The sequence below is a fragment of the Streptomyces desertarenae genome (assembly GCF_042681365.1).
GTDB classification, from domain to species: Bacteria; Actinomycetota; Actinomycetes; order Streptomycetales; family Streptomycetaceae; genus Streptomyces; species Streptomyces desertarenae.
This window is the reverse complement of the sequence record NZ_JBHUFU010000025.1, coordinates 13,142-28,934: the sequence shown is the minus strand read 5'-3', so window position 1 is coordinate 28,934 and position 15,793 is coordinate 13,142. Positions and strand designations below refer to the sequence as shown.

Annotated in this window: 16 protein-coding genes; 6 read left to right on the top strand and 10 right to left on the bottom strand. The window is 74.4% G+C overall.

The window, feature by feature from the left end:
• Positions 1-4 precede the first annotated feature (4 nt).
• The 7 genes from ACFSJS_RS26195 to ACFSJS_RS26165 all read right to left on the bottom strand — a co-directional run bounded on the left by ACFSJS_RS26195 (position 5) and on the right by ACFSJS_RS26165 (position 7,256).
• Positions 5-1,363, bottom strand: a complete 1,359-nt coding sequence (locus ACFSJS_RS26195) for an MFS transporter (RefSeq protein ID WP_380904701.1) — start codon at positions 1,361-1,363, stop codon at positions 5-7.
• Positions 1,363-1,992, bottom strand: coding sequence for a helix-turn-helix domain-containing protein (locus ACFSJS_RS26190; RefSeq protein ID WP_380904671.1), 630 nt, complete (start codon positions 1,990-1,992; stop codon positions 1,363-1,365). Before ACFSJS_RS26190 ends, ACFSJS_RS26195 begins: the two co-directional genes overlap by 1 nt.
• Positions 1,993-2,161: 169 nt before the next feature.
• The gene (locus ACFSJS_RS26185) at positions 2,162-3,739 is read right to left on the bottom strand and encodes an FAD-dependent monooxygenase (protein ID WP_380904669.1); all 1,578 of its coding nucleotides are present in this window, start codon (positions 3,737-3,739) and stop codon (positions 2,162-2,164) included.
• Between the two features lie 180 nt (positions 3,740-3,919).
• Positions 3,920-4,831 (bottom strand): amino acid ABC transporter permease, encoded by a 912-nt coding sequence (locus ACFSJS_RS26180; protein ID WP_380904667.1) that lies wholly within the window; start codon positions 4,829-4,831, stop codon positions 3,920-3,922.
• Complete coding sequence (locus ACFSJS_RS26175) at positions 4,828-5,505, bottom strand: amino acid ABC transporter permease (RefSeq protein WP_380904665.1); 678 nt, start codon at positions 5,503-5,505, stop codon at positions 4,828-4,830. Before ACFSJS_RS26175 ends, ACFSJS_RS26180 begins: the two co-directional genes overlap by 4 nt.
• Before the next feature lie 99 nt (positions 5,506-5,604).
• Complete coding sequence (locus tag ACFSJS_RS26170; RefSeq protein WP_380904663.1) at positions 5,605-6,432, bottom strand: glutamate ABC transporter substrate-binding protein; 828 nt, start codon at positions 6,430-6,432, stop codon at positions 5,605-5,607.
• 47 nt (positions 6,433-6,479) lie between these two features.
• The gene (locus ACFSJS_RS26165; protein WP_380904661.1) at positions 6,480-7,256 is read right to left on the bottom strand and encodes an amino acid ABC transporter ATP-binding protein; all 777 of its coding nucleotides are present in this window, start codon (positions 7,254-7,256) and stop codon (positions 6,480-6,482) included.
• Between the two features lie 297 nt (positions 7,257-7,553).
• On the opposite strand from ACFSJS_RS26165, the gene ACFSJS_RS26160 reads away from it, so the two are divergent.
• Positions 7,554-8,294, top strand: a complete 741-nt coding sequence (locus ACFSJS_RS26160) for a response regulator transcription factor (protein WP_380904659.1) — start codon at positions 7,554-7,556, stop codon at positions 8,292-8,294.
• 22 nt (positions 8,295-8,316) lie between these two features.
• Positions 8,317-9,756 carry a sensor histidine kinase gene (locus ACFSJS_RS26155; RefSeq protein ID WP_380904657.1) on the top strand — a complete coding sequence of 480 codons (1,440 nt, stop codon included), beginning with the start codon at positions 8,317-8,319 and terminating at the stop codon, positions 9,754-9,756.
• 112 nt (positions 9,757-9,868) lie between these two features.
• On the opposite strand, the gene ACFSJS_RS26150 is transcribed toward ACFSJS_RS26155, so the two are convergent.
• Positions 9,869-10,867 carry a TAXI family TRAP transporter solute-binding subunit gene (locus ACFSJS_RS26150; protein WP_380904655.1) on the bottom strand — a complete coding sequence of 333 codons (999 nt, stop codon included), beginning with the start codon at positions 10,865-10,867 and terminating at the stop codon, positions 9,869-9,871.
• A 77-nt stretch (positions 10,868-10,944) separates the two neighbouring features.
• Here ACFSJS_RS26150 and miaB point away from each other — a divergent pair, with 77 nt between their 5' ends.
• Together miaB and ACFSJS_RS26140 are read left to right on the top strand one after the other, a co-directional pair.
• Positions 10,945-12,432, top strand: coding sequence for a tRNA (N6-isopentenyl adenosine(37)-C2)-methylthiotransferase MiaB (gene miaB, locus ACFSJS_RS26145; RefSeq protein ID WP_380904653.1), 1,488 nt, complete (start codon positions 10,945-10,947; stop codon positions 12,430-12,432).
• Positions 12,433-12,537: 105 nt separating this feature from the next.
• Positions 12,538-13,245 (top strand): class III extradiol dioxygenase subunit B-like domain-containing protein, encoded by a 708-nt coding sequence (locus ACFSJS_RS26140; protein WP_380904651.1) that lies wholly within the window; start codon positions 12,538-12,540, stop codon positions 13,243-13,245.
• Between the two features lie 140 nt (positions 13,246-13,385).
• Here the strand turns inward: ACFSJS_RS26140 and ACFSJS_RS26135 are convergent, their stop codons facing one another.
• Positions 13,386-13,595, bottom strand: a complete 210-nt coding sequence (locus ACFSJS_RS26135) for an antitoxin (RefSeq protein WP_380904649.1) — start codon at positions 13,593-13,595, stop codon at positions 13,386-13,388.
• A 66-nt stretch (positions 13,596-13,661) separates the two neighbouring features.
• The gene (locus ACFSJS_RS26130; protein WP_380904647.1) at positions 13,662-14,051 is read right to left on the bottom strand and encodes a hypothetical protein; all 390 of its coding nucleotides are present in this window, start codon (positions 14,049-14,051) and stop codon (positions 13,662-13,664) included.
• Between the two features lie 181 nt (positions 14,052-14,232).
• On the opposite strand from ACFSJS_RS26130, the gene miaA reads away from it, so the two are divergent.
• Together miaA and ACFSJS_RS26120 are read left to right on the top strand one after the other, a co-directional pair.
• On the top strand, positions 14,233-15,171 hold the full coding sequence (gene miaA / locus ACFSJS_RS26125; RefSeq protein WP_380904645.1) for a tRNA (adenosine(37)-N6)-dimethylallyltransferase MiaA: 939 nt from the start codon (positions 14,233-14,235) through the stop codon (positions 15,169-15,171).
• Positions 15,172-15,278: 107 nt separating this feature from the next.
• Positions 15,279-15,764: a hypothetical protein gene (locus ACFSJS_RS26120; RefSeq protein WP_380904699.1), complete on the top strand. Its 486-nt coding sequence runs from the start codon at positions 15,279-15,281 to the stop codon at positions 15,762-15,764.
• Positions 15,765-15,793 lie beyond the last annotated feature (29 nt).

The window sequence follows — 15,793 nt, the reverse complement described above, 5'->3', positions numbered from 1 at the left end:
CCCGTCAGGGGCCGGTCACCGGGACGGGCGCCTCTCCCGTCCCGCCGGTGCTCCCCGGCGTCGGCGGGCCCGTGCGGCGGGGGCGAGGCCCGGTCGCGGCGGCACGGGCCCACAGCAGGGCTCCCGCCAGCAGGACCGAGCCGCCCAGCAGCCAGGGCAGCGGACCGGGCGGCAGGGCACCGGCCACCAGTCCGGCGAGAGCACCGGCCAGTTGCAGGGCCAGGGACTGCACGGACAGCGCGGTGGCACGCCCCGCGCTGTCGACGCGGTGGTGCAGCAGCTCGTTCTCGTTGGGGCCCGCCGCGCCGAAGCCGAGGTAGACCAGGGCGTAGCCCGCGGCGGCCGGGACCAGCGCGGTCGGCCCGGACCACAGCACGGTCACCCCGAGCAGTGCCATGCCCGCCGCACCGAGACCGAGACCGGCCAGGACGCCGCGCTCCCCGCTGCCGGTCAGCCGGGCGACCAGCGGAGCGCAGTGGCTGCCCAGGGCGGTGCAGACGAAGCCGGTGCAGGCGAGCGCGGCGAAGAGCAGCGCACCGGACTCGGACGCGCCCGTCAGATCGGCGGAGCGTCCCGGGGCCAGCAGCTCGACGGTGGCCAGGGCGGTCCCCGCGGCGGCGGCGCTCAGCAGCACCCGGCGGACCAGGGAGCTCCCCACTCCCAGCCGCAGACCGCCCAGCACGGTGGCCGGCACGTCCCGCAGCACTCCCCGGACGGTGGCCGGGGGGCGGGGCGGCTCGGGCAGGGCGGTCAGGACGTAGGCGGTGAAGACCAGGCCGACGGCCGAGCCCAGCAGCGGCGGCACCGACAGCGGCAGCACCAGTCCGGAGGTGACGGAGTCCAGCCGGGCGCCCACGTCCGGCCCCAGTCCCAGCAGCCAGGGCAGCCCGCCGCCGCACAGGGTGCCCAGGGCCAGGGCGGTGGCGGAGGCGGTGCCGCCCCGGGCCAGCCCGGTGCGCAGCTCGGCGTCCCGCCCGGAGTGGGCCTGCACGGTGTCCACGTACCACGCCTCGGCCGGGCCGCTGGACAGCGCGCGGCCTGCGCCCATCATGGCCATGGCCAGGACGAGGACGCCCGGGGAGGTGCCCAGGGCCAGCAGGACCAGGGCCGCCGTGTTGAGCGCTCCGGCGGCGGCGAGCACGGCGCGGCGGCCGACCACGTCGGACAGGCCCCCGGTGGGGAGCTCCAGCACGGCGACGGTCAGGGAGTGCACGGCGAAGAGCCCGGCGACGGCGGCCAGGCCCATGCCGCGCTCGCCCAGCAGCAGGACCTGCGCGGGCAGGTAGAGCCCCACGGGGAGCCAGAACAGGAAGGTGACGGTGGCGAAGCGGCGCCGCGCGGCCGAGGGGTCCAGGGTCCGGATCACCGCGCACCGCCCCGGTGGCCGGCACCGCCGTCGTCGCCCGGTGCCAGTGGCAGTCCGGCCCACAGGAGCACCACCTTCTCGGCACGCGGGTCGTGCTCGTCCCGCGCCGCCAGCTCGTCGGCCTTCCGGCGGAAGGTCTCCTGCAGCTCGGCGAGCGATTCCGGCGTCAGCCGCACCAACAGGTCGCCGACGCCGGAGGACTCGAACCACTGCGGTCCCAGCCGCCCGGCGGCGACGTCCTCCTCGTGCCGGCGCAGCGAGCGCTCCAGGTGGTCGAGCTGAAAGCCCCGCAGGGCGTTGACGGAGGCGCGGCCGCCGGGAGACGCGTACACGGCCGCGTTGTCCCAGGACGTCACGGAGTGCACCGCGCGCCAGCGGCGCTCCCGCGCGTCCCGGTGCTCGGCCTCGGCGACGAACTCGTACCTGGCCAGCACCCGCAGGTGGTAGCTGGTGGAGGCGGAGGACTCCCCGGTGCGGGCGGCGAGTTCGGTCGCGGTCGCCGGTCCGTCCTCCCGCAGCAGTCCGAGCAGGCGGATGCGCAGGGGGTGGGTGAGCGCCTTCAGCGCCGCGGCGTCCCGCTCGGGATCGAGTACGCGGTCGGGGCGGCGGCCCGGTCCATCGGCCATGGGAGGAGGGTAGGGCCCACGGCGATCCAGCAAAACAAGTTTTGCAAAAATAGTTCGGCAGTATGCGGTGGTGCCCGGCGAACGGGAGGTCCGCGAGGGCCGGTCCGGTGCCCGGCGGCCCGCAGAACGGAAGCAGGAGCAGGGGGCGCCGGGCCGGCCCGGCGCCGGATCAGGCGCGGTCCGCCGCGCCGGCGGCGTCCCCGGCCGGGTCCGCGGCGGCCAGGAGGGCGCCGCGCACCGCGTCCACACAGGCACGCAGCTCGCCCGTCCGGGCGCCCGGCAGCGCGGCAGCCAGATGCCCGTCCGGACGCACGACCACGACGGTGTGGGCCGTCGCCCCCGGATACTCCTCGGCCACCAGCAGCTCCGCGGGCACCGGCAGCCGCTCCACCACGGAGGCCAGCTCCGGCATCAACCCGGCCGACAGCCAGTGGCGGCTGTCCCACACCCGGGTGCCCGGCGCCACCAGCAGCACCAGCAGGTCCCGGCCGATCCGCTCCCACAGCCGCCCGCGGGAGCCGTCCAGCGCCGTGACGGGCACGTCCGGCACGGGTGTGCCCGCGTCCGTCCCGACCGCGACGGCGCTGGGCACCGCGTCCCCGGCCGGGGCCAGCGGCGAGCGCCCGTAGGCGGGCGGCCCGCCCAGCGCGCCCCGCCCCAGGTGACCGTCGGTCAGCAGCTCCAGCCGCCCCCGGGAGCCGCCCGGCAGCAGGGTGCGCAGACCGCCGCCCCCGCGCACCACCGGCAGGGCCTGGTCCAGGGCGCGCAGCCGGGCGCCCACCGAACCCCGGCGCTCGGCCTCGTAGGTCTCCAGCAGTTCCTGCGGCGCCCGGCGGTGCCAGCACAGGGCCAGCTTCCAGGCGAGGTTGGCCGCGTCCTGCAGGCCCTCGTCGACGGAGCGGGTGCCCAGCGCCCCCAGCAGGTGCGCCGCGTCACCGGCCAGGAAGGCGCGCCCCGAACGCCAGTGCCGCGCCAGCCGCTGGTGCGCGATGTGCACACCGGTGTCCAGCAGTTCGTACGGCGGTACCTCCCCGCACCAGGCGGACAGCGTGCCGCGTATCCGGTCGAGCAGCTCCTCGGGCGTGACCAGGTCGCCGCGCGGCGCCAGCAGCCAGTCCAGCCGCCACACCCCGTTCGGCAGCGGCCGCGCCACCACCTCGCCGGGCACGCCCGGAAGATCGTGGTGGAGCAGCGCCTCGCCGTCCCACGGCAGTTCGAGGCGGAGCGCCGCCACCGCGTGCCGCTCCACCGAGGTGCGCCCGGGGAAGCGGATCCCCAGGAGCTTGCGCACCGTGGAGCGGGCACCGTCGCACCCCACCAGGTAGCTGCCGCGCCACCGGGCGCCGCCGGGGCCGCGGGTGCGCGCGAGGACCCCGTGCCCGTCCTGCTCCAGATCCTCCAGGCGGGCCCCGGTGACGATCCTGGCCAGCGGTTCGCGCTCCAGGGCGGCCCGCAGGCTCCGCTCCAGCGCGTACTGCTGGACGTGCACCGGCGAGGCCGGGGCGCCCAGCTCGGTCCGCCGCACCGCCTGCCCCCGCCGTCCGGTGCGCCAGGCGGCCCACCGGGCGCCGCCCAGCAGCGGGACGCGCTCCGCCGTCACGGGGTGCAGGACGCAGGTCCGCGCCGCGCGCTGCTCGATCCCGCCGTCCCCGCCGTCGAGCACCACCGACGGCACCCCGTGGCGCGCGAGCGCCAGCGACAGCGCGAGACCGACCGGTCCCGCGCCGACGACGATCACCGGATCCACGACGGGCGGACCTCGCACTTCCCGCTGCCCGCGCGGACGGCGGGGGACGTGGGGGGGAGGGGATTCGGCGAGGAGGAGGGGGCCCGGAACGTGATCACACACCGTATGCAACCCACTGCCTGTGCCCCCGTCAAGCGACGGGGGCACAGGCAGTGGGCAGGGTGTACGGTGCGGCGGCCGCTACTCCTTGCGAGTGGGAGCCTCCACATGGGGCTCGTCGAACTCCATCTCCGTGTCGGCGCCGGCGTGCAGCGCGGCCCCGGTCGACCGCTTGCCGCGCCGGACGCGGCCCTCGACCCAACTCGCGAAACTGGTGAGCAGGTAGTTCAGCAGCACGTAGATCAGCGCGACCACCGTGAAGGCGGCGATGGTGTTGGCGCCGTAGTTGGCCGTGATCACGCGGACCTGGCTCAGCAGTTCCATGTAGCCCAGCAGGGCGCCGCCCAGCGCGGTGTCCTTGACGATCACCACGAGCTGGCTGACCAGCGCCGGCAGCATCGCCGTGACCGCCTGCGGCAGCAGCACGTAGACCATGATCTGGCCCTTGCGCATGCCGATGGCCTTGGCCGCGTCGGTCTGGCCGGAGGGCAGGGAGAGGATGCCCGCCCGGACGATCTCGGCGATGACCGAGGCGTTGTAGAGCACCAGGCCGGTCACCACGGCGTACAGCGGGCGCACGTCCGAGGAGAGGTCGGTGAACTGCGCGTACGCCGCGTTGGCGAAGAACATCATCAGCAGCACCGGGATGGCGCGGAAGAACTCCACCACGGCGCCGGCGGGCACGCGGACCCACCGGTGGTCCGACAGCCGGGCCAGACCGAACAGGGCGCCCAGCGGAAGCGCGACGGCGATGGCCAGGACCGCCGCCTTGAGGGTGTTGAGCAGACCCGGGATCAGGTACGTCGTCCACACCCGGCCGTCGGCGACGAACGGCTCCCACTTCGCCCCGTCGAGCTGGTTCTTGTCGGCCATGGTGTCCAGCACCCACCACAGGGCGAGGGCGAGGAGGACCACGAAGACCGCGGAGTAGAGGATGTTGCGCGCCTTGGCCCGCGGGCCCGGCGCGTCGTACAGAACGGAGAGGTTGCTCATCGCTTCACCGCCACGCGCTTGCTGACCCAGCCCAGCAGCATGCCGGTCGGGAGTGTCAGGACAACGAACCCGAAGGCGAACATCGCGGAGACCAGGAAGATCGCGTCGCTCTCGTACTCGATCATCGTCTTCATCAGCGCCGCGGCCTCCGCCACTCCGATGGCGGCCGCCACCGTGGTGTTCTTGGTCAGGGCGATCAGGACGTTCGCCAGCGGCGCCACGACGGAGCGGAACGCCTGCGGGAGGACGATGAGGAACAGCACCTGGAAGAAGCTCAGCCCCAGGGCGCGCGCCGCCTCGGCCTGTCCGACGGGCACGGTGTTGATGCCGGACCGCAGCGACTCGCAGACGAAGGTGGCGTGGTAGGCGATCAGTCCGAGCACGGCCAGCCGGAAGCCGATCACCTCGAAGTCGCCGCCGCCGGCCAGCGTGACCCCCAGCGTCTGGAACAGCCCCAGCGAGGCGGCCAGGATGATGACCGTGAGCGGGGTGTTCCGCACGACGTTCACGTAGGCGGTGCCGAAGCCGCGCATCAGCGGCACCGGGCTGACCCGCATGGCGGCCAGGACCGTTCCCCACACCAGGGAGCCGATCGCCGAATAAACGGTGAGCTGCACCGTCACCCAGAAGGCTCCGAGCACGTCGTACTGCCCGGAATCAAGAAAGTCGAACACGTTCTCCCGCGCTCTCGCCTCGTCGGATGGCGTCTCGTCGGACCCCGTCGGAGGTGCGGTGCGCCGCCCGCGGACGGCGGCGGCGCACCGCGGACGGCGTCAGTTCGTCTCGGTGATCTCCGGGGCGGGCTCGTACTCGTAGTCGGCCGGGCCGAAGTGCTTCTTCGCGGCCTCTTCCCAGGCGCCCTCGTCGACCATCTTCTTCAGGGCGTCGTTGATCTTCTTCCGCAGCTCGGTGTCGCCCTTCTTCAGGCCGATGCCGTAGGGCTCGTCGCTGAGGCTGAGGCCGGCGAGCTTGAACTTGCCCTGGTGCTCCTTCTGCGCGGCGTAGCCGGCCAGGATGGAGTCGTCGGTGGTCAGGGCGTCGACGGCCTTGTTCTCCAGGCCGGTCAGGCACTCCGAGTAACCGCCGTAGTTGATCAGGTTGGCCTTCGGGGCGAAGTCCTTCTTGACGTTCTGCGCCGAGGTGGAGCCGGTGACCGAGCAGAGCTTCATCTCGCTGCTGTCGAGGTCGCCCTCGGTCCGGACGGTGTCGTCGTCGGCCCTCACCAGCAGATCCTGGTGGGCGAGGAAGTACGGGCCGGCGAAGTCCACCCGCTGCTTGCGCTCGTCGTTGATCGTGTAGGTGGCGACGATGAACTTCACGTCGCCGTTGGCGATCATGTTCTCGCGCTCGGCGCTGGGAGCCTGCTTCCAGACGATGTCCTTCTCGTCGTAGCCCAGCTCCTTGGCGACGTACGTGGCCACGTCCACGTCGAAGCCGGTGTACTTGCCGTCCTGGGTCTTCAGGCCCAGCCCCGGCTGGTCGAACTTGATGCCGATGTTGATCTTGCCGTCGTCCGACCCGCTCCCACCGCCGCACGCCGTGGCGGTCAGGGAGAGGACGAGAGCGGTGGCGGCGGCGAAGCCGGCCTTGCGGAAGGTCATGGTGAGCATCCCTGGGGTCGAGGTGTACGGGTTCCGCTGAGCCGAACTCAGTGGTGGAGGATCTTCGACAGGAAGTCCTTGGCGCGGTCGCTGCGCGGATTGCTGAAGAACTGGTCGGGAGTGGCCTCCTCGACGATCCGCCCGTCGGCCATGAAGACGACCCGGTTCGCGGCGGAGCGGGCGAAGCCCATCTCGTGGGTGACGACGACCATCGTCATGCCGCCCTGCGCCAGCTGCTGCATGACCTCCAGGACCTCGTTGATCATCTCCGGGTCGAGGGCGGAGGTGGGCTCGTCGAAGAGCATCACCTTCGGGTCCATCGCCAGCGCGCGGGCGATGGCCACGCGCTGCTGCTGGCCACCGGAGAGCTGGGCGGGGTACTTGTCGGCCTGGCTGGCCACCCCGACCCGGTCCAGGAGGGAGCGGGCCTTCTCCTCCGCCGCCTTCTTGTCGGCGCGCCGGACCTTGAGCTGGCCCAGCATCACGTTCTCCAGCACCGTCTTGTGCGCGAAGAGGTTGAAGGACTGGAAGACCATGCCGACGTCGGCGCGCAGCCGGGCCAGCTCCTTGCCCTCGGCGGGCAGGGGCTTGCCGTCGATCAGGATGGTTCCGGAGTCGATCGTCTCCAGGCGGTTGATGGTGCGGCACAGCGTGGACTTCCCGGACCCCGAGGGTCCGATGACGACGACGACCTCGCCACGCGCAATGGTCAGGTCGATGTCCTGGAGGACGTGGAGGGCACCGAAGTGCTTGTTGACGTTGTCCAGGACGACCAGGTTCTCCGCCGTCGGTGCGGCGTCCTTGGTCACCGATACGTTGCTCATCGGCGTCATTCGCTCCGTCCTCGTCGGTTGAGGGGACCTTAGTGACGAGCTCCGAGAAGCGTCAGCACATCTGAGCTGAACTTGAGGATAACGATTCAGCAGCAAGTGGACATATGGCTCGAACGGTGCGGCGAACGGCGTACCGGCTGCATAACGTGGGGGTCCGCCGCGGCCGGGCCTTGGCGCACCGGTCCGGGTCGGCGTGGATGTCCCCGTACCAGGGGAGAGCGCGAGGAGAGGCAAGGGGAGAGTCCGGGGGAGCTCCGTCGGGCTTCCGGGGGAGAAGAGGGGGTTCCGATGAGACTGCTGCTCGTCGAGGACGACGACCGCGTGGCGGCGGCGCTGTCCGCCGTGCTCGCCCGGCACGGATTCGACGTGGTGCACGCCCGCAGCGGCGAGGAGGCGCTGCGGCGCCTGCTGCCCGACGACGGGGCGCGGCCCTTCGGGGTGGTCCTGCTCGACCTCGGCCTGCCCGACACCGACGGCTTCGAGGTGTGCAGCCGCATCCGCCGGCTGACCGCCACCACCCCGGTGATCATGGTGACGGCCCGGGCCGACGTGCGCTCCCGGGTCCACGGCCTCAACCTCGGCGCCGACGACTACGTGGTCAAGCCGTACGACACCGCGGAACTCCTCGCCCGCATCCACGCCGTCAGCCGCCGCACCGCCACCGCCACCGCCGCCCCCGCGGGCACCGGCGGGAGCGGCGGCGGAGACGGCGAGCCGGCCGGCGCGTCCCCGGGACGACTGCTCCTGGGGCCGCTGGTCATCGAGGCCGACACCCGCCGCGTGACGGTGCGGGGCGAGCCGGTCACCCTCACCCGCAAGGAGTTCGACCTGCTCGCGCTGCTCGCCCAGCGCCCCGGCGTCGTCTTCCGCCGCGAGCAGATCATCAGCGAGGTGTGGCGCACCAGCTGGGAGGGGACCGGCCGCACCCTGGAGGTGCACGTCGCCTCGCTCCGCTCCAAGCTGCGCCTGCCCGCCCTGATCGAGACGGTGCGCGGCGTCGGCTACCGGCTCACCACCCCCGCCGACTGACCCCGCAGGACCGGACCCCGCCGTGCGCACGCGCCTCCTCGCCCTCCTCATCGCCCTGATGGCCGCCGTGCTGCTCGCCCTCGGCTTCCCGCTCGCCGCGAGCATGGCCGCCGCCGAGCAGCAGGCCGTCGTGGTGGACCGCATCGACGACACCGCCCGCTTCGCCTCCCTGGCCCAGTACGTCACGGCCCGCTCCCAGGCCCGCAGCCCCACCACGGCCGAGAACCGGCGGCGGGACGAGCGGCTGGCCACCCTCGTCGACGAACTCGACCGCTACCACGACCTGTACGGCATCCGCGCCGGCGTCTTCTACCGCGACGGCAGCGCGATGGCCGCCGCACCCTCCGGCTGGCAGGTGCCCGCGCAGGGCGAGGGCGCCGCGGCTTTCGCCGAGGCGCTGGTCGGGCGCCGCAGCCACGACCCCCCGCAGGTGTGGCCCTGGCAGGACGACCGGATCGCGGTGGCCTCGCCGGTGGTCCGCGACGGCGACGTCGTGGCCGTCGTCCTGACCGACTCGCCCACGGGGCCGATGCGCTCGCGCATCCTGCACGGCTGGCTCCCGCTGGCCGCGGGCGAGGCGGCCGCCATGCTCGTGGCGGTCGCGGTGGCCTTCCGGATGACGGCGTGGGTGCTCGAACCGGTGCGGGTCCTGGACAAGGCGGCCCACGACATCGCCACCGGCCGGCTGGCCTCCCGCGTGGCGGCCATGAGCGGGCCCCCCGAGCTGCGGCGCCTGGCGCGCTCCTTCAACGAGATGGCCGACCACGTCGAGACCGTCCTGGAGCAGCAGCGCGCCTTCGTCGCCGACGCCTCCCACCAGCTGCGCAACCCGCTCTCCGCCCTGCTGCTCCGCATCGACCTGCTGGCCCTGGAACTTCCCGAGGGCAACGAGGAGATCGCCTCGGTACGGGCCGAGGGCAGACGGCTGGCCCGCGTCCTCGACGACCTCCTGGGCCTGGCGCTGGCCGAGCACGCCCCCGCCGACCTCAGGCTGACCGACGTCGCCGCGCTGGCCGCCGGACGTGTCGCGGCGTGGCGTCCGGCCGCCGAGAGCAAGGGGGTGGAGCTGCGCGCGGAGGGCAGCGGCGCGGTGACGGGCTGGGCCGACCCGATCGCCCTGTCCAGCGCGCTGGACGCGGTGGTGGACAACGCCGTGAAGTTCACCCCGGCCGGGGAGTCGGTCACCGTCTCCACCGCGGCCGAGGGCGACCGGGTGACGGTCGAGGTCGCCGACCGCGGCCCCGGCCTCACCGAGGACGAGCTGGCCCGCGTCGGGGACCGCTTCTGGCGCAGCAGCCGCCACCAGAACGTCTCCGGATCCGGGCTCGGGCTCTCCATCTCGCGCGCCCTGCTCGCCGCGGGCGGGGCGGAGATCTCCTACGCCCGCAACGAGCCGCACGGGCTGCGGGTGCTGATCAGCCTGCCGAGGAACGCGCCGGACGACGCGCCGGAGGCGGGGTGAGGATCCCGAGCGGTCGCAGCCGCGCCGCCGGCGGCGGAGCCCGCCGCCCCGGCGGCGTCCCGCACCGGCCGGTCCCCGGCCCCGCCGCTGCGCGCGGTCCCCGGGCGCCGGGTCAGGACTTGGCGGAGCGGTAGTAGCGCTCGGCGCCGCTGTGCAGCGGGAGCGGGTGGGTGTAGATGGCCGTGCGCAGGTCGACCTTCTGCGCCGCGTGCACCTCGCGGCCGATGCGGTCCCGGCTGTTGATCACCGAGCGGGTCACCCCCTCCGTCAGCGTGTCGTCCGTCCCCTCCACGGTCACCAGCAGGTTCGCCACCGCGATCGTCTCGATCGCCCTGCCGTTCTGGATCCGGGGGTAGGCGTCGGCGGGCATCAGCGCGGCCCGGTAGGAGGAACGGGTCTCGGGCGCCTGGGCGTGCAGCTCGGGCACCAGGTCGCCCAGCGGCACCAGGCGGATGTCGGAGGACCCGGCGAGCTCCTCGATCGCGCCGGTCGGCAGCCCGCCGGACCAGAAGAAGGCGTCCAGCTCGTCCCGCGCCAGCAGTTCCGGCATCCGGTCTATGCCCTCGCGCACCGGCCGGACGTCCCGCTCCGGGTCCAGGCCCGCGGCCCGCAGCAGCCGCCCGGCGATCAGGTTGACGCCGGAGCGCTCCTGCCCGAGCCCGACCCGCAGCCCCTCCAGGTCCGCGGCCTCGCGCACCGGGGAGCCGGCGGGGACGACGAGCTGGATGTAGTCGTCGTACAGGCGCGCGCAGGCCCGCAGCCGTCCGGCGCCCGGCCGCCCCTCCGCCAGGTAGGTCGCCACCGCGTCGGCGGCGGCGATGGTGAACGACGCCCGGCCGGAGACCAGCCGGTCGATGTTCTGCACCGACCCCTGGCTGGGCAGCAGGGTCACCTCGACCTCGGGCAGGTCGCGGCCCAACTGGTGCCGGAGCAGTTCCCCGTAGCGCTCGTAGACCCCGCCCGGGACGCCCGTGGTGAACACCACCGAACCGCTCGGCGCCGGCCCGCCGCCGGGCAGCAGCCACCACAGCAGCAGCACCAGTGCGGCACCGGCCGCCGCGGCGGCCGGCAGCCGCCGCCCTCCGGGGCGGCGCGCGGACGGGGAGACCATGGGTCCGATCCTGCCAGGACCGGTGCGCGGAAGGGAGAGGCGGGGGAGGGGCGCGAGCACGTACCCTGTCGACTGAGATGAGTGCGAAGACTTACCAGGTGCGCACCTACGGGTGCCAGATGAACGTCCACGACTCCGAGCGCCTGTCGGGCCTGCTGGAGGACGCGGGCTATGTCCGGGCTCCGGGGGACGCCGACGACGCCGACGTGGTCGTCTTCAACACCTGCGCGGTGCGGGAGAACGCCGACAACAAGCTGTACGGCAACCTCGGCCACCTCGCCCCGAAGAAGGCGTCCCGGCCGGGCATGCAGATCGCGGTCGGCGGCTGCCTGGCGCAGAAGGACCGCGACACCATCGTGCGGCGGGCACCCTGGGTCGACGTGGTCTTCGGCACCCACAACATCGGCAGCCTGCCGGTGCTGCTGGAGCGCGCCCGCGTCCGGCAGGAGGCGCAGGTCGAGATCGCCGAGTCGCTGGAGGCCTTCCCCTCCACGCTGCCGACCCGGCGCGAGAGCGCGTACGCCGCCTGGGTCTCCATCTCGGTCGGCTGCAACAACACCTGCACCTTCTGCATCGTCCCCGCGCTGCGCGGCAAGGAGAAGGACCGCCGCCCCGGCGACATCCTCGCCGAGGTCGAGGCGCTGGTCGCCGAGGGCGTCACCGAGATCACCCTCCTCGGGCAGAACGTCAACGCCTACGGGTCCGACATCGGCGACCGCGAGGCGTTCTCCAAGCTGCTGCGCGCCTGCGGGAAGGTCGAGGGCCTGGAGCGGGTCCGCTTCACCTCCCCGCACCCGCGCGACTTCACCGACGACGTCATCGCCGCCATGGCCGAGACGGAGAACGTGATGCCGCAGCTGCACATGCCGCTGCAGTCCGGCTCCGACCGCGTGCTGCGGGCGATGCGCCGCTCCTACCGGCAGGAGCGCTACCTGGGGATCATCGAGAAGGTCCGGGCCGCGATTCCGGACGCGGCGATCTCCACCGACATCATCGTGGGCTTCCCCGGCGAGACCGACGAGGACTTCGAGCAGACCCTGCACGTGGTCCGCGAGGCCCGTTTCGCCCAGGCGTTCACCTTCCAGTACTCCAAGCGCCCCGGGACCCCGGCCGCCGAGATGGACGGTCAGGTCCCCAAGGAGGTGGTGCAGGAGCGCTACGAGCGCCTGGTCGCCCTCCAGGAGGAGATCTCCTGGGCGGAGAACAGGAAGCAGGTCGGGCGGACGCTGGAGGTCATGGTCGCCGAGGGCGAGGGCCGCAAGGACGGCGCCACCCGGCGGCTGTCCGGCCGTGCCCCCGACAACCGCCTGGTCCACTTCACCCGGCCCGAGGACTCGGTCCCGCGCCCCGGCGACATGGCCACCGTCGAGGTCACCTACGCCGCCCCGCACCACCTGCTGGCCGAGGGGCCGGTGCTGGGCGTGCGGCGCACCCGTGCCGGGGACGCCTGGGAGCGGCGCAACGCCGCACCCGCGCAGGAGTCCAAGGGCGTGATGCTCGGCCTGCCGACGGTCGGCGTCCCCGCGCCGCTGCCCGCGGCGCCGGACGGCTGCGGCACCTGCTAGGCCCTCCACCGGCCCGCGGCGGTCCCGCCGCGGTGCACGGTGCGGCGCAGGCGGGACCGCGCGGGCCCGCCGACCGGGTGGGAGCGCGGCGGTAGGCTGCGCGGCATGCTTGTCGCCGCCGCCGTATGCCCTTGCCCGCCGCTGCTGGTGCCCGAGGTCGCGCAGGGCGCCGCGCACGAGATGGACGACGCCCGGTCCGCCTGCCGCGACGCGGTCGCCGCGCTGGCCGCAGCCCGCCCCGACCGGCTCGTCGTCGCCGGGCCCGCCTCCCCGGAGGGCCGGGGCCGGTACCCCGGCGGTGCGGTCGGCTCCTTCCGGCCCTTCGGCGTCGAGGTCGAGGTCGTCCTCGGGGCGGGGGAGCCCGTGGGCCGTCCGCTTCCGCCGTCGCTGGCCGTGGGCGCCTGGCTGCTCGCGAGTGCGGGCTGGGACGCGGCTCCCGTGGAGGGCCTGGGGGTGGCCGAGTCGCTGACCGGGGAGGAGTGCGCGGCGCTCGGGCGCGAGCTGGCGGCCGGTTCCGACCGGGTGGCGCTGCTGGTGATGGGCGACGGCACCGCCTGCCGGACGGTACAGGCCCCCGGTTACCTCGACGAGCGCGCCGCCGCCTTCGACGCGGCGGCCGCCCGGGCGCTGGAGGCCGCCGACACCGGGGCGCTGCTGGCCCTCGACGGGGAGCTGGCCCGGGAGCTGGGGGCGTCCGGGCGGGCCTGCTGGCAGGTGCTGGCCGGTGCGGCGGAGGGCGCCGGGCTGAAGGGCCGCCTGCCGTACGACCGGGCGCCGTACGGCGTCGGCTACCTGGTGGCGAGCTGGTCGTGACGGCCCCGGTCCCCTCCGGCCCGGCCCACCGGGCCGGAGGGCCGGGGACCGGGGCGCCGGTCGCGCGCGAGGGCGCATGGGCGGCGGCCGCACGCCGGTGAGCCGTGCGGCCGCCGCCGAGCGGACTGCGGCAGGGCCGGTCAGGCGGCGGGGCCGCCGGTGCCGCTCTCGCCCTCCTCGCCCGTCATCCGCTTCCTGGTCTCCCGTGCCTTGCCGGTGCCGGTGTCGATGTGGTGCCGGTGCTTGCCCCCGGTCCTCCGGTCGGCGGCGTCACCGGCCTTCTCGACACCCTGGTCGACCTTGTCGCCGTGCCGGCTCATCATGTCCTTGACCTTGTCCTTGAAGCCCATGGCGGTTGCTCCGTTCCTCGGCTCCCTGGCGGTGTGCGGCGACTTTGCGGGCGGACGGGCGGGGCCTCAGCCGGCCGCGCCGGCGTCGGCGGCGTCGTCCGCCGACCGCGAGGTGGTCTGCTGCCCGGGGATCCGGGCGTCCGCGGTACCGGTGTCCGCGGCCCCGCCGGGGATGTCGCCCCGGCCGGTGTCGCCGTCTCCGGCGCCCGTGGCGGCGCCTTCCTGTGCGGCGCTGCCGCGGGCAGCGCCCTCCGCGGCGCTCCCGGCCGCGGTCCCGGTCACCTCCTCACCGGTCCGCCCGGTCCCGTCGGCCTCCTCCTGCCGCGCCTCCCCTCCGGTCTCCCGGGGCGGGACGGGGGCGGAGGCGTCCGCCGGGGCGGTTTCCCCGGCGGGTGCCGCGGAGGCGTCCTCCTTCGCGGCCTTCGTGCCACGACGAAACCAGGCAAAAATGCCCATATCCACTCCAGACCTTACTCGTGTGGTCGACGTTCCGCCCACTCCGGAACGGCTCGGGGCGCCGCCCGGGTCCTCGCCCGCGAGGTCCGCGGGCGGAGCCTCGCAAGAGGCAACGACCCCGCACGGGTGGTGTCACGTCACTCGTTCGGCTTCCCCTCCGCGTGTTTGCGAGACTTGGGCCGTGAGCAGCTCACCCCCCACCCCCCGTGTCATCGCCGTGGTCGGCCCCACCGCCGCCGGAAAGTCCGACCTCGGTGTCGCCCTCGCCCGGCACCTGGGCGGCGAGGTGGTCAACGCCGACTCCATGCAGCTCTACCGCGGCATGGACATCGGCACCGCCAAGCTGACGCCCGAGGAGCGGCAGGGAGTCCCCCACCACCTCCTGGACGTCTGGGACGTCACGGCCGCCGCCAGCGTCGCCGAGTACCAGCGGCTGGCCCGCGCCGAGATCGACCGCCTGCTCGCGCAAGGGCGCACCCCGGTGCTGGTGGGCGGCTCGGGCCTGTACGTGCGCGGGGCCATCGACGCCCTGGAGTTCCCCGGCACCGACCCCGCGGTGCGGGCCCGGCTGGAAGCCGAACTGGCCGAGCACGGCCCGGGGCACCTGCACGCCCGGCTCGCCGCCGTGGACCCCGAGGCCGCCCGTGCGATCCTGCCGGGCAACGGGCGCCGGATCGTCCGGGCCCTGGAGGTCGTCGAGATCACCGGCCGACCCTTCACCGCCAACCTCCCCGGCCCCGAACCCGTCTACGACACCCTCCAGATCGGGGTCGACGTCGGGCGTCCGGAACTGGACGAGCGGATCGCCCGCCGGGTGGACCGCATGTGGGAGGCGGGACTGGTCGAGGAGGTCCGGGACCTGGAGCGCGCCGGGCTGCGGGAGGGCCGCACGGCCTCCCGGGCCCTGGGCTACCAGCAGGTTCTGGCCGCGCTGGCCGGCGAGTGCACCGAGGAGGAGGCGCGGGCCGAGACGGTGCGCGCCACCAAGCGATTCGCGCGCCGTCAGGACTCCTGGTTCCGCCGCGACCCCCGCGTCCACTGGCTCAGCGGCGCCGCCGAGCACCGCGGCGACCTCACCGACCGCGCCCTGGCGCTCCTCGAACGAGCGGTCACAGCCTGATCACGTGATGGCATCGGGACGCCCAGGGGGCACTGGACAGTTGTCCGGACGTGCCATCATCGACCATCGATGAGCCGCAGAGCCGGGAGTTGGGAGGGCACGTGGCGATGGAGGCCGGCCCTCGTAACGGCGACGAGCCGGCCGTCGAGCCGCTCCGGGCCGACGGCCCGGAGACCGACGGCCTGACCGGGCTGGGGGACCTGGAGTCCGTCGAGGACCTCGACGGGCTGGGAGACGACCCCGCGGCGGACGGGGGCGAGTCCTACGGCGAGCTCCGCCCGCCCCGGCGGCTGCGGCTGTGGCAGATCGCCCCGATCGTGGGCCTGGGCGCCGCGGGTTCGCTGATGTTCGCCTTCCCCCTGGCCTTCGGGCTGGGCGAGGGGGGAGCGGTGGTCGCCATGCTGGGCCTGCTGCTCAGCTGCTGCGCCGCCGGCTGGGGCATGATGGCCGCGCGCCGCGCCGGTCTCGCCTGGCCCGGGCTGCCCGCGCGCGGCTCCGGCGAGCGCCCCGACTGGCGGCTGGTCGTCCTGTACACGGCGGTCGCCGGCACCCTGGTGGCCCTGGCCGTGTGGCGGGTCGCCCGTCTGCGCTGACCCGGGCCCGCCCCGCCGGGGCCGCCCCG